Origin of the sequence: Leifsonia sp. NPDC080035, assembly GCF_040050925.1 — a bacterium.
Lineage (GTDB): Bacteria > Actinomycetota > Actinomycetes > Actinomycetales > Microbacteriaceae > Leifsonia.
Genome location: NZ_CP157390.1, coordinates 2976904 through 2989802, shown reverse-complemented (window position 1 = coordinate 2989802; position 12899 = coordinate 2976904). Strand labels below are relative to the sequence as shown.

Annotated in this window: 13 protein-coding genes; 6 read left to right on the top strand and 7 right to left on the bottom strand. The window is 72.1% G+C overall.

Translation table 11 applies throughout. From position 1 onward, the window contains the following. The first annotated feature begins 2 nt into the window (after positions 1-2). Complete coding sequence (locus tag AAME72_RS14480) at positions 3-1529, top strand: aminopeptidase P family protein (RefSeq protein WP_348787255.1); 1527 nt, start codon at positions 3-5, stop codon at positions 1527-1529. Between the two features lie 34 nt (positions 1530-1563). On the opposite strand, the gene AAME72_RS14475 is transcribed toward AAME72_RS14480, so the two are convergent. After that, the gene (locus tag AAME72_RS14475) at positions 1564-2172 is read right to left on the bottom strand and encodes a general stress protein (protein WP_348787254.1); all 609 of its coding nucleotides are present in this window, start codon (positions 2170-2172) and stop codon (positions 1564-1566) included. 57 nt (positions 2173-2229) lie between these two features. On the opposite strand from AAME72_RS14475, the gene AAME72_RS14470 reads away from it, so the two are divergent. Genes AAME72_RS14470 through AAME72_RS14460 form a run of 3 tightly spaced genes read left to right on the top strand, consistent with a single transcriptional unit; the run spans position 2230 to position 5192 of the window. After that, positions 2230-3552, top strand: coding sequence for a CBS domain-containing protein (locus tag AAME72_RS14470; protein ID WP_348787253.1), 1323 nt, complete (start codon positions 2230-2232; stop codon positions 3550-3552). Further along, positions 3539-4057, top strand: a complete 519-nt coding sequence (locus AAME72_RS14465) for a DUF1003 domain-containing protein (RefSeq protein ID WP_348787252.1) — start codon at positions 3539-3541, stop codon at positions 4055-4057. Before AAME72_RS14470 ends, AAME72_RS14465 begins: the two co-directional genes overlap by 14 nt. Further along, complete coding sequence (locus AAME72_RS14460; protein ID WP_348787251.1) at positions 4050-5192, top strand: Mrp/NBP35 family ATP-binding protein; 1143 nt, start codon at positions 4050-4052, stop codon at positions 5190-5192. Before AAME72_RS14465 ends, AAME72_RS14460 begins: the two co-directional genes overlap by 8 nt. A gap of 91 nt (positions 5193-5283) precedes the next feature. Here AAME72_RS14460 and AAME72_RS14455 read toward each other — a convergent pair whose 3' ends face one another. Genes AAME72_RS14455 through AAME72_RS14445 form a run of 3 tightly spaced genes read right to left on the bottom strand, consistent with a single transcriptional unit; the run spans position 5284 to position 8526 of the window. Further along, positions 5284-6750 (bottom strand): aspartate aminotransferase family protein, encoded by a 1467-nt coding sequence (locus tag AAME72_RS14455; protein WP_348787250.1) that lies wholly within the window; start codon positions 6748-6750, stop codon positions 5284-5286. Continuing rightward, positions 6737-8116, bottom strand: a complete 1380-nt coding sequence (locus tag AAME72_RS14450) for an MFS transporter (RefSeq protein WP_348787249.1) — start codon at positions 8114-8116, stop codon at positions 6737-6739. The genes AAME72_RS14455 and AAME72_RS14450 overlap by 14 nt, the downstream gene beginning before the upstream one ends. Positions 8117-8163: 47 nt before the next feature. Further along, a complete protein-coding gene (locus tag AAME72_RS14445; RefSeq protein WP_348787248.1) occupies positions 8164-8526 on the bottom strand; it encodes a Sec-independent protein translocase TatB in 363 nt (120 codons plus the stop codon). Positions 8527-8606: 80 nt separating this feature from the next. Here AAME72_RS14445 and AAME72_RS14440 point away from each other — a divergent pair, with 80 nt between their 5' ends. Then, positions 8607-9239 (top strand): class I SAM-dependent methyltransferase, encoded by a 633-nt coding sequence (locus AAME72_RS14440; protein WP_348787247.1) that lies wholly within the window; start codon positions 8607-8609, stop codon positions 9237-9239. Positions 9240-9297: 58 nt separating this feature from the next. On the opposite strand, the gene AAME72_RS14435 is transcribed toward AAME72_RS14440, so the two are convergent. The 3 genes from AAME72_RS14435 to dapE form a co-directional block, all read right to left on the bottom strand. After that, entirely contained in the window at positions 9298-9471 is a 174-nt protein-coding gene (locus tag AAME72_RS14435) for a DUF3117 domain-containing protein (protein ID WP_021764147.1), read from the bottom strand. 68 nt (positions 9472-9539) lie between these two features. Continuing rightward, on the bottom strand, positions 9540-10787 hold the full coding sequence (locus AAME72_RS14430; RefSeq protein WP_348787246.1) for a hypothetical protein: 1248 nt from the start codon (positions 10785-10787) through the stop codon (positions 9540-9542). After that, a complete protein-coding gene (dapE, locus tag AAME72_RS14425; RefSeq protein WP_348787245.1) occupies positions 10756-11838 on the bottom strand; it encodes a succinyl-diaminopimelate desuccinylase in 1083 nt (360 codons plus the stop codon). Before dapE ends, AAME72_RS14430 begins: the two co-directional genes overlap by 32 nt. A gap of 17 nt (positions 11839-11855) precedes the next feature. Between dapE and dapD the strand changes: the two genes are divergently transcribed. Further along, complete coding sequence (gene dapD, locus AAME72_RS14420; RefSeq protein WP_348787244.1) at positions 11856-12857, top strand: 2,3,4,5-tetrahydropyridine-2,6-dicarboxylate N-succinyltransferase; 1002 nt, start codon at positions 11856-11858, stop codon at positions 12855-12857. The last annotated feature ends 42 nt before the right edge of the window (positions 12858-12899 follow it).

Here is a 12899-nt window from a genome sequence, read left to right as displayed (position 1 = left end):
GCATGTCGTCCGAGAACACCACAGCGCCCGCGCCCGCGGAGCAGGAGGCGCCGCGCGCCACGGCCAACCGCTCCACCACCCCCGGGTCGGAGGCCTTCAAGCAGTACATCGGCAGCGGCTGGGCGGACCGTCCCGCCGTGCTGCCCGAGGCCAGGGAGCAGGCCGCGTTCGCCGCCGCCCGGCGCGCCCGCGTCTCCGAGCTGTTCCCCGGCAAACGGCTGATCATCCCCGCCGGGCGGCTGAAGCAGCGCTCGAACGACACCGACTACGCGTTCCGCGCCCACTCGGCGTTCACACACCTGACCGGGTGGGGCTCCGACTCGGAGCCCGGCAGCGTTCTCGTGCTCGAGCCGACGGCAGCCGGGCACGAGGCGACCCTCTACTTCCGCGAGCGCGCGGGACGCGACTCCGACGAGTTCTACGCCAACCCCGAGATCGGCGAGTTCTGGATCGGCCCTCGGCCCTCGCTCGCCCAGGTGTCGAGCGACCTCGGTCTGCCGACCCGCGGGATCGCGGAGGTCGCCGCAGTGCTCGACGCCGTCGACGCGGACACCATCGTGCTGCGCGAGGCCGACCCGGCCCTCACCGACCGGGTGGACGCCGCCCGGCTGGTGCTCGCCGCGGACGCGGGCGCCGAGGCGGACGCCGAGGAGCACGCGGACGACGACCGCCTCGCCCGCGACCTCTCCGAGCTGCGGCTGGTGAAGGACGCGTACGAGATCGCCGAGCTGCGCGCCGCGATCGCGGCGACCGCCCGCGGTTTCGACGACGTCATCGCCGACCTGCCCCGCATCGTCGCCCACCCGCGCGGCGAGCGCCTGGTGGAGGGCGTCTTCAACGGCCGCGCGCGCGCCGACGGCAACGCGGTCGGCTACGACACGATCGCCGCCTCCGGACCGCACGCCTGCATCCTGCACTGGACCCGCAACGACGGGCCGGTCGTGCCGGGCGATCTCATCCTGTTGGATGCCGGTGTCGAGGTGGACAGCTACTACACCGCCGACATCACCCGCACGTTCCCGATCGACGGGACCTTCACCGAGACCCAGCGGCTGGTCTACGAGGCGGTCCGCGAGGCCGCGGACGCGGCGTTCGCGATCGTGCGGCCGGGCATCCGCTTCCGCGAGATCCATGCCACGGCGATGGCCGTCATCGCCGAGCGCACCGCCGAGTGGGGCCTCCTGCCGGTGAGCGCGGAGGAGGCGCTGCAGGCGGACAACCAGCACCACCGCCGCTACATGGTGCACGGCACAAGCCACCACCTGGGGCTGGATGTGCACGACTGCGCCCAGGCCCGCCGAGAACTCTACATGGACGGCGTGTTGCAGCCCGGCATGACCTTCACGATCGAGCCGGGCCTCTACTTCCAGCCGGACGACCTGACGGTCCCCGAGGAGTTCCGCGGCATCGGCGTGCGCATCGAGGACGACATCCTGGTCACCGAGGACGGGGCCGAGAACCTGTCGATCGCCATCCCGCGCACCGCCGACGACGTGGAGGCGTGGGTGCAGCGGCTCAACGCACGCTGACCCGCTCCCGCGACGTGCCGAGGGTCTGACGCGGTCAGGCGGGCGGCGCGGGAGGCGCGGGCGGAGCCGGCGGGCGCTCGTCGTCCGCCGGCGGCGCGGGCGGCGGGTCGGACGGGTGCGCCGGCTGGGCCCAGGAGGTCGGCTCGGGCGCGGCGGCCTGGCCGCCGTCCAGCAGGTTGCGCGCCCGGTTTCCGAGCTCCGGGTCGACCAGCACCGAGTAGCTGGAGGCGATCACCTGCATGACGGAGGTGTAGTCGCGCGTGCGCCGGTTGATCGCGTACGAGACGATGCCGAACAGCATCCCGAAGCCCGCGCCGATGAGCACCGCGGCGATCACGAACGCGTAGCTCACCGTCGGCGAGAAGATCAGCAGCAGGAGTCCGAAGAAGATGCCGAGCCAGGCCCCGGACGCGGCGCCCGCGAGGGCGACACGACCCCAGGTGAGCTTGCCGGTGACGCGCTCGACGCTCTTCAGGTCGCTTCCGACGATCGACACCTTGTCCACCGGGAAGTCGGCCCTGGCGAGCAGGTCGACGGCCTGCTGCGCGTCCGGATAGGTCTCGAACACCGCGACCACCTCGCCTCGCGGCAGGGTCGGGAACGGTGTCCGGTTGCGTCCGCCCAGAGGGCTCGGAGTGGTCATCGCCCCATTGTCCCATTCTCACGGCCCGCCGGGGCGGGAGGGCATAGGTTAATACATGTGAGCAGCACCCGGATCTTCGTCGCCCGCCTGGCAGGCACCAGCGTGTTCGACCCGGTCGGCGACCGTGTCGGCCGGGTGCGCGATGTGCTCGTGGTGTACCGCAAGGACGATCCGCCGAGCGTCGTCGGGCTGATCGTGGAGATCCCCGGCAAGCGCAGGGTGTTCGTCTCCATCGGCCGGGTCACCAGCATCTCCAGTGGCCAGATCATCACGACCGGCCTGATCAACGTTCGCCGGTTCGAGCAGCGCGGCGGCGAGGTCCGCGTCATCGCCGAACTGCTCGGCCGCAAGGTGGTCTTCGCCGACGGCGGCGGCGAGGCGACGATCGAGGATGTCGCGATCGAGGAGTCCGCCACCGGCGAGTGGGCGGTGAGCCAGCTGTTCGTGCGGCGACCGAAGACCGGTCCGTCGCCGTTCGGCAAGGGACCGACCACGTTCGTGGCCTGGAACGAGGTGCGCGAGAAGCAGCAGCGCGGCGAGGCCCAGTCCGCCGAGCAGCTGATCGCGACGTACTCCGAGCTCAAGCCGGCCGACCTCGCCAACACCCTCCTCGACCTTCCGCAGCAGCGGATGCTCGAGGTGGCGGAGGAGCTCCCCGACGACCGGCTCGCCGATGTGCTCGAGGAGATGCCGGAGAGCGAGCAGGTGCAGATCCTGTCCCAGCTCGACGACGACCGCGCGGCCGACGTGCTCGACCAGATGGAGCCGGACGACGCCGCAGACCTGATCGCGCAGCTCTCCGACGAGCGCGGCGAGCACCTCCTCGAGCTCATGGAGCCGGAGGAGGCGGAGGACGTGCGCATGCTCCTCAGCTACGCGCCGGACACCGCAGGCGGCCTGATGACGACCGAGCCGATCATCGTCTCGGCCGACGCGACGGTGGCGGAGGGCCTGGCGCTGATCCGCCGGCACGAGCTGGCCCCGGCGCTCGGCGCCGCCGTGTGCGTCACCCTGCCGCCGTACGAGGCGCCGACCGGCCGCTTCCTCGGCGTCGTGCACTTCCAGCGGATGCTGCGCTACCCGCCGCACGTGCGGCTCGGCACCCTGCTCGACCCGAGCCTGGAGCCGGTGACGGCGGACACGTCCGCCGCCGAGGTGTCCCGCATCCTCGCCAGCTACAACCTCGTCTCCGTCCCGGTCGTCGACGAGAAGCACCGACTCGTCGGGGTGGTGACCATCGACGACATCCTCGACTATCTGCTCCCCGACGACTGGCGAAGTCAAGACGAGGACGAGCCCGTCAGACCGACGGAGCCGTCCGACACGACAGGAAGCATCCGCGTTGTGAACGGAAGGAGGGGCGGAAGTGGCACGAGGTAAGCAGGACACCAGGCTGGACGCCCCCAAGGGGCTGCGCACCAGCGTGATCCCGCGGCGCGACCCGGTGGAGCAGAGCGACCGGTTCGGGCGGTTCACCGAGTGGATCGCGCGCGCGATGGGCACGCCGTGGTTCGTGCTCGGGCTCACCGTCTTCGTCATCGCGTGGATGGCGTGGAACACGCTGCTGCCCAAGGAGTGGCGGTTCGACTCCGCCGACCTGGGCTTCATCACCCTCACGCTCGTGCTGTCGCTGCAGGCCTCCTACGCCGCGCCGCTCATCCTGCTCGCGCAGAACCGGCAGGACGACCGCGACCGCGTGCAGATCGAGCAGGACCGGCAGCGCGCGGAGCGCAACCTCGCCGACACCGAGTACCTGGCGCGCGAGGTCGTCGCCCTGCGCCTCGCGGTCAAGGACATGGCGACGAAGGACTTCATCCGCGCCGAGCTGCGTGCCCTCCTGGAGGACCTGGACAAGCGCGACGAGGGCGAGCAGGCGCGTGCCTGACCTCGCCGCCTCGGTGGCGAGCGCGCTCTCCGGCGTGCTCGACCCCGAGATCAGGAAGCCGATCACCGAGCTCGACATGGTCGGAGCGGTCGCCGTCGCGGACGACGGCCACGCCACCGTCGGCATCAAGCTGACCATCGTCGGCTGCCCGGCCGCGGACGCGATCGAGCGGGATGTGCGCACCGCGACCGCGAGCGTCCCCGGGGTCACCGGGGTGACCGTCGACGTCTCGGTCATGACACCCGCAGAACGCAAGGCGCTCACCGAGCGGCTGCGCGGCGGCCGGGCCGCGCGTGCGCAGCAGTTCGGGCCGGACTCGCTGACGCGGGTCTTCGCGGTGACGAGCGGCAAGGGCGGCGTCGGCAAGTCCACGGTCACCGCCAACCTCGCCGTCGCGCTCGCGGAGCGCGGGCTGCGGGTGGGGATCGTGGATGCGGACGTGCACGGCTTCTCGATCCCCGGCATCCTCGGCCTCACCGACGAGAACGGCGTCGCTCCGCGGCCCACCCGGGTGGACGACATGATCCTGCCGCCCGTCGCGTACGGCGTGAAGGTGGTCTCGATCGGGATGTTCGTCGACTCGCCGTCAGCGGCGGTCGCCTGGCGCGGCCCGATGCTGCACCGGACCATCCAGCAGTTCCTCGGCGATGTGTTCTTCGGCGACCTGGACGTGCTCCTGCTCGACCTGCCCCCCGGCACCGGCGATGTGGCGATCTCGGTCGGCCAGCTGCTGCCGCAGGCGGAGGTCGTCGTCGTGACGACGCCGCAGCCGGCCGCCGCCGACGTCGCGGAGCGCAGCGGCGTCGTCGCGCGCCAGACCGGTCAGAGGGTGGTCGGCGTCATCGAGAACATGGCCGGTCTGGTGCAGCCGGACGGCAGTGTCCTCGACCTCTTCGGTTCCGGCGGCGGCGCCGAGGTGGCCCGCCGGCTGTCCGCGGGTCAGGACGACGCGGTGCCGCTGCTGGCGTCGGTGCCGCTCAGCATCCCGCTGCGCGCGGGCGGTGACGCTGGCGCGCCGATCGTGGTCACCGACCCCGGTGACCCGGCCGCCATCGCGATCCGCGCGGTCGCCGAGCGTCTGGCGACCCGCTCCGACAGCCTCGCCGGCCGCAAGCTCCCCCTCGCCCCGCGCTGACCTCGCGCCGGAATCGACCGCGATTCGTCACGAAGGCGCGCCGTTCGTGACGAATCGCGCGCATTCGTGACGAATCGATGGGCGAGACCGCTCAGGCCGGCTCGACGATGCGGGCGAGCAGCTCCACGAGGAGGCGCTCCACGAGGTCCCGCGGCAGTGCCTCGATGAGGGCGAGCAGCGGCGCCTGATCCTCGGGCAGGCCGTCGCCGCCGATGCCGACCGCAGCGAGCACGGCCGCGGCGGTGTCCGAGTCGAGCGGCCGCTCGCCGAGGCCGGGCGGCAGCGCCGACAGGGCCGCCCGCGGGTCTACCGGCGGCACCCCCCGCGCCTCCTCCGCCGAGGCCCGCAGCGCCGCCTCCAGCTCGTCCAGGCGATCGTGGGTGACCGGTGTGATCGTCAGGTGCGTCGTGTGCGGCAGGTGCGTCCCGTCCTGCTGGGTGAGCCCGGGTTGGAGCTGCAGCAGCCAGCCCCTGCGCCGCGCGCGGTCCGCCCAGTGGTGCGGGTCGACCCTCCGGTCGGCGGCGACCGCGTCGTCCGCTGCGACGGCGATCAGCGGTCCCGTCGGGTCGCCGAGCACCCGCAGCCCCTCGATGTCGGCGACGATGTCCGCGAGGGTGCGGGTCGAGCGCCGGCAGGAGTCGGCGAGCTCGGCGAGTCCCCGCGCACCGAGCGCCTGGATGATCGCCCAGGACGCGGCGAGCGCTCCGGCCGACTTGGAGCCGAGCAGGGTCGGGTTCACGACCGGGTAGCCGGGCCACGCCGTCGTCGCGAAGTACTGCAGGCGCTGCCGGTCGCGGCCGCGCTGCAGCAGGACGCTGGCGCCCTTCGGCGCGTAGCCGAACTTGTGCAGGTCGGCGGAGACGCTGACGACGCCGGGCACCCGGAAATCCCACGCGGGAAGCGCGGATCCGTCGGCGGCGCGCCAGAACGGCAGGATCCAGCCGCCGATACAGGCGTCGACGTGCAGTGCGACCCCGGCCTCCTCGCAGGCGGCGGCGACCTCCTCGACGGGGTCGAGCGTCCCGTACGGGTACGAGGGCGCCGAGACCACGACCAGGGCGACGTCCGGGTCGAGCCGGGACGCGAGCAGGTCGACGTCGACGCGCGCCGTCGCCGGATCCACCGGGACGAGGTCGAGGTCGAGCCCGAAGTACTCCGCAGCCTTGTGGAACGCCGCGTGCACGGTGACGGGGGCGACGATCCGCGGCACGCCGCGGCCGCCGGCCGCCCGCCAGGCGTCCCGCGCGGTCTTCACCGCGAGCAGGCACGACTCGGTGCCACCCGAGGTCACCGTGCCGACCACGTCGTCGCCGCCGTGCAACAGCTCGCGGGCGAACCCGAGCACCTCGCGCTCCATGACGGCGACGGAGGTGAACGTCGTCGGGTCGAGGCCGTTCACCGGCTGGACGAGCCGGACGGCGGCGGCCGCGAGCTCGTCGATCTCGGGCAGGCCGGAGTCGTACACGTAGCTGAGCACCCGGCCGCCGTGCGTCGGCGCGTCCGCCTCGCGCAGGGCCGCGAGCCTGCCGAGGATGGCCGACGAGTCAAAGGACGCCATCGACGTCTCCCTTCCGAAGGCGGTACCGGCCGAGCGGCACCAGGCTGACCGCGATGATCGCCGCGGGGATGACGCTGAAGCTGAGCACGATGCCCACGACCGCGCCGGCCGGCTGGGCCGCCCCGGCGACCACGACAGACGGGTCGGCGGTGCGGGCGACGTAGCCGGTGACCGCGAGCACGACGGTGAGCACGGTGGCGCCGAGTGCCATGCCCGTCGTCTCCCCCGCCGTCCACATCCCGCCGAACGTGCCGGCGCGCCCGGGACCGTTGCGGCGGGCGTCGTGGGAGATCACGTCGGGAAGCATCGCCATCGGCAGCGACTGCATCCCGGCGTATGCCGCTCCCGCGACCGCGACCGGCAGGTACACCCAGGCGCCGGGCGCCCAGACCAGCAGCACCATCGACAGCGCAGCGACGCCGAACAGGATGCTCGCGATGCGGAAGCCGCGCTCCTTGCCGATCCGGCGGGCGACCACTCCCCAGAGCGGAGTGACGATGAGGGCGGGGCCGATCAGGGCGAGGAAGAGCAGCGTGACGGCGTCCTCCGAGTGCAGCACCCAGGTGGCGACGTAGTTCGCGCCCGCCAGCATCATCCCGGTGGCGAGACCCTGCAGCAGGAACGTGAGCAGCAGCGCGCGGAACGGCTGGCTGTCGCGCAGCACCCGCACCCCGGCCGCGTAGTTCGTGCGGAGGGTCATCAGGATGCTCTCCCGCGTCGGCACGACCGGCGCGGGCACGCCGCGCGGGGCGACGAAGCCGGACACCAGCATCCCGCCGCCGATCACTACGCCGGCCACCAGCGCCATCAGGAAGTAGCCGGCGAAGTCGTCCCCTCCGCCGAGCGAGCGCAGCGCGGGACCACCCGCGCCGAACAGCAGGATGGCGAACGTGAGCACGACGACCCGCCAGGTGAGCAGCCGGGTGCGTTCGTCGTAGCCGGAGGCCAGCTCGGCGGGGAGCGCGATGTACGGCACCTGGAACAGGCTGAACGCGGTCGCGGTGAGCAGGAACGCGAGGAACACCCAGAGGGCCGACAGCGCGGCCGGTGTGCCGTGCGGGACGGCGAAGGTCAGCAGGAAGAAGAACGGCAGCGCCGCCCCGCCGAGCAGCATCATCGGCCGGCGCGAGCCGCGCACGGCGAGCATCCGGTCGCTGCGCGCCCCGATGACAGGGTCGATGATGACGTCCCACACCTTGGCGACCGTGACCACCGCGCCCGCCGCGATCGCGGCGACGCCGAGCGAGTCGGTGAGGTAGTAGACGAGGACGAGCCCGGGAAGGGTGGCGAAGCCGCCGGTGCCGAGCGAGCCGACGGCGTACCGCGCGACAGTCGACCGGGTCAGCGACTGTTCCGTTGCGATCATGCCCAGATCGTATTGGATGCGACGCGCCCGACGGCGTTACGGCGTGCTCAGGTCGCCTCGGCGTCGAACGGCGGGACCGACCCCGGCGTCAGCGCGCCGCGGCGCTGCGCGTACGCGGACTGAGTGACCGGCTTGATGGCGGAGGCCGGCGCCGGCGTCTCCTCCAGCAGCGCCTCGCGGATGATCCGGCGCGGGTCGTACTGCCGAGGGTCGAGCTTCTTCCAGTCGACCTCGTCGAACTCCGGGCCCATCTCGTCGCGCATCCTGGTCTTCGCGCCGTTGGCGAAGTCGCGGAGCGAGCGGACCAGCTGACCGAGCTTCGCCGCGTAGGTGGGGAGGCGCTCCGGCCCGATCAGGAAGGCGGCGATCACCGCCACGATCAGGAGCTTGTCGAATGTCAGGCCGAACACTCATGCAGAGTATCGCGCCGCGGCTGCGCGTGTGCTGGATTCCCGGGCCCTATCCTGGATTCGTAACCGACGGGAGCACTGTGTCAGACAAGGACTCGAACTGGAGATTCGCCGACGACGTGATCGTCGAGAGCGAGGTGATCCTCCGCGCACGCCAGCAGTCGCTCGAGCTCGGGGTCGACCCCATCGCTGCGAGCACGGGTGCGCAGGCGGCCGTCGTCGTCGCCGCCACCGCGGCCGAGAACATCATCGAGATCGGGACGGGCGCCGGCGTCTCCGGGCTGTGGCTGCTCAGCGGCGCGGCGGAGGCCCAGCTCACCTCGATCGACGTCGAGGTCGACCACCAGCAGCACGCGCGCGCCTTCTTCACCGAGGCGGGCATCGCATCCAACCGCGTGCGCCTGATCACCGGCCGCGCCCTGGACGTGCTGCCGAGGATGAACGAGAACTCCTACGACATCGTCTTCATCGACGCAGACCCGCAGTCGGTCATCGAGTACGTGGAGCACGGCCTGCGGCTCGTCCGGCCCGGCGGGACGGTTCTGGTGGCGCGCGCGCTGTGGCGCGGCCGCGTCGCCGACCCGGCCGCGCGCGACGACATCGCCACCGGCTTCCGCACGCTCATCACCGAGACCGCGGCCTCCGGCGCCGTCATCAGCGCCCTCTCCCCCGCCGGCGACGGCCTCCTCCAGATCACGAAGGTCACCCCGTAACCGTTCCCGGGAACGACACGAGGCCCCGATCGCTCGGGGCCTCGTGTCGTGGTGCGTCCTAGGAGGCGCTCACGACGCTCGCGAGAGCATCGTGGAGTTCTTTGGCTTCCGCGTCGTTGACGGAGACGACGAGACGTCCCCCACCTTCGAGCGGCACACGCACGATGATGAGCCGTCCCTCCTTCACAGCCTCCATTGGCCCGTCCCCGGTCCTCGGCTTCATGGCCGCCATGCAGCTCCCCTTTCGTGGATGTTCTCCTATTATCCGTCATCCGCGCCAAGCTGGGGAAATCGTGGGCGTCACGGCGGTGACCAATCGGCGCCGTCCACGCCCCAGCAGATCGCGATCCAGCCGACCTGCAGCGCGATGGACAGCACCACGATCCCGGTCCGGTACACCCGGCTCTTCGGCAGCGCGAGCACACCGAGCAGGGGAAACAGCGGCATCAGCAGCCGGAAGGTGCTCGACTGCGGGAAGAAGACAGCGAAGAGGTACAGCGAGTAGGCGATCAGCCAGAACCGCAGGTCCATGCCGAGCCGGCGCACGGCCGGCGAGAACAGCAGGATGCCGAACAGCCCGACCAGCACCACAAGCGCGGTGACCCCCACCCAGCCGGGGATGCCGAGCATCACGCTCGCCCACCAGTCCGCCCCCTGGAACCACGGGGCGAAGGGGACGAGGTGCGTGTAGCCGATGTACGGCGCGCGCCAGGCGAGCTCGGTGTCCGTGTAGGCGGTCCACGAACCGGTCGCGACGGCCGCGATCGCGGGCCAAGCGAGGCCCGCCAGTCCGCTGAAGACGGCCAGGGATGCGGAGAGCACCCGCTCGCGCGCGGGGAACGGGTCCTCGCCGCGCTTCAGCCAGCGGTGGACGACGTGCAGCCCGACCGCCAGGGCGAACGCCAGTCCGCTCGGGCGGGTGAACGCCATCACCAGGACGACGGGGAACAGCCAGCCGTAGCGCCGCTCCACGAGCAGCAGCAGTGCGGTGGCGAGCAGCAGCAGGTAGAGCGACTCGGCGTACGCCAGCTGGAACAGCGGGGTGACGGGCGCGACGCAGAACAGCACGACGGCGAACAGGCTGGTGGATGCGCCGAGCCCCACCCTCAGCATGAGCCGGTAGAAGACGAGCGCGGCCCCGGCGGCGCACGCCACCGAGACGAGCACGGCGGCAGGCGCCCACGGCAGCCGGGTCACGAACATGACGACGTCGACGAGGCCCGGGTACCCGGGCAGGAATGCCCACGCGTTCTCGCTCACGTGCACGCCGTCCGTGCGCGGAAGCGAGTCCGGGTATCCGGACACGGCGACGATGTTGTACCAGAGCCCGTCCCAGATCGTGGCGAACGAGAAGTAGTCGGGCTTGGGCCCCGTCCATGGGTTCCGGCCCTGGTTCGCCGCGAAGATCAGCAGGATGACCGTGGTGACGACGCGGCTCGCGAGGAAGACCGCGAGCACGCGCACCCACCAGCGCCCCCACCACGGGGCGGTCGCGGCCCGGTGCGGGGCCGCCGCCTCAGCGGGCGCCGGTACCGCTGAGCCAGGCACGGAGTCCGGCCTCCACGGCCACGATCTGCTCGACGTCCACCCGCTCGTCGTCGGCGTGCGCCTTCAGCGGGTCGCCCGGCCCGTAGTTGACGGCCGGGATGCCGAGCGCGCTGAACCGGGCGACGTCCGTCCAGCCGTACTTGGGCTTCGCGACCCCGCCCACCGCGGAGAGGAACTCCTGCGCCAGCGGCGCGTCGAGCCCGGGCCGCGCCCCGTCGGCGCGGTCGACGACGGTGATCTCGTAATCGCCGAAGAGCTCGTGCATGTGCGCGATCGCCTCCTCGGAGCTGCGCGACGGCGCGAACCGGTAGTTGATGTGCACCATGCACTCGTCGGGGATGATGTTGCCCGCGACGCCGCCGGTGATCCCGACCGCGTTCAGCCCCTCGCGGTACACCAGGCCCTCGACCTCGACCTCGCGGGCCTGGTACGCGGCGAGGGTGTCCAGGATGCGGGTGGCCTTGTGGATGGCGTTCTCGCCCACCCAACCGCGGGCCGAGTGCGCGCGCAGCCCGTAGGTGCGCACCTCCACGCGGAGGTTGCCGTTGCAGCCGCCCTCCACGACGCCGTTGCTCGGCTCGCCGAGGATGGCGAAGTCGCCGACGAACAGGTCCGGCCGGTTGCGGGCGAGGCGGCCGAGGCCGTTCAGCTCCGCGTTGACCTCCTCGTGGTCGTACCACATCCACGTCACGTCGATGGCGGGATCGGTGAGCTCTGCGGCGAGCTTCAGCTGGACGGCGACGCCGGCCTTCATGTCGACGGTGCCACGCCCCCAGAGGTAGCGGACGCCGCCCTCCTCCTCGAAGCGCGCCGGCAGGTTCCCGTTGAGCGGGACGGTGTCGATGTGCCCGGCGATCAGGGCGCGTCGCTCCCGGCCGAGGTTCGTGCGGGCGACCACGGTGTCCCCGTCGCGGATGACCTCGACGTGGGGCAGCGGGGCGAGCACCTCCTCGATCGCATCGGCCAGCGGCTTCTCGTTCCCGGAGACGGATTCGATGTCGCAGATCTGGCGGGTGAGGTCGATGGCGCTGGCGCTGAGGTCGAGAGGCACCCTACTAATCTAGAGGCATGCCTTCCGACGTTCCTGAAGACTCCGCCGCGCCCGCGACAACCGACGGGGCCGCCCGCACCGCGTGGGGCTACGGCCTCGCCACGGTCGCCGGCGACGGCACCGTGCTCGACACCTGGTTCCCGGAGCCGAAGCTCGGCCGCATCCCCTCGGGCCGCGAGCCGTGGATCGCGCCCGCGGAGCTGGAGGAGCTTGCGGGCGAGGACGCACGCAGGAACGTCCGCATCGACATCGTCACGGTCGAGATCGACCTGGATGCCGCGCCCGCGTCGACGCCCGACGCCTACCTCCGCCTGCACGTGCTCTCGCACCTGCTCGCGCGCCCGAACACCGTGAACCTGGACGGCGTGTTCGGCCACCTGCCGATCGTCGCCTGGACGAACGCGGGACCCGTCCTCCCGGCCGACCTCGACCGGTTGCGTCCGTCGCTGCAGCGCGCCGGCATCCACGTCACGGGCATCGACAAGTTCCCGCGCCTGCTCGACTACGTCACGCCCGACCGCGTGCGCATCGCCGACGCCTCGCGGGTCCGCCTCGGCGCGCACCTCGCGCCGGGCACGACCGTGATGCACGAGGGCTTCGTCAACTTCAACGCCGGGACGCTGGGCTCCTCCATGGTCGAGGGCCGCATCTCCCAGGGCGTGGTCGTCGGCGACGGCTCCGACATCGGCGGCGGCGCCTCCATCATGGGAACGCTCTCCGGCGGCGGGACGCAGCGGGTCGCCATCGGGGAACGCGCACTGCTCGGCGCGAACTCCGGCATCGGCATCTCGATCGGCGACGACACCGTCGTGGAGGCGGGTCTCTACGTGACCGCCGGCACGAAGGTGGTCGTGGTCGACGGCCCGGTCACCGCCGACGGCCGGCCGCAGACGGTGAAGGCCGTCGAGCTCTCGGGCGTCCCCGGTCTGCTGTTCCGCCGCAACTCCCTCACCGGCGCCGTCGAGGTGCTGCGCCGCGCCGGCACCGGCGTCGAGCTGAACGCGGCGCTGCACGCCTGACCCGCGCCGGCCCTCCGCCGCCCGCGCCCCTCGGCGGGTTCT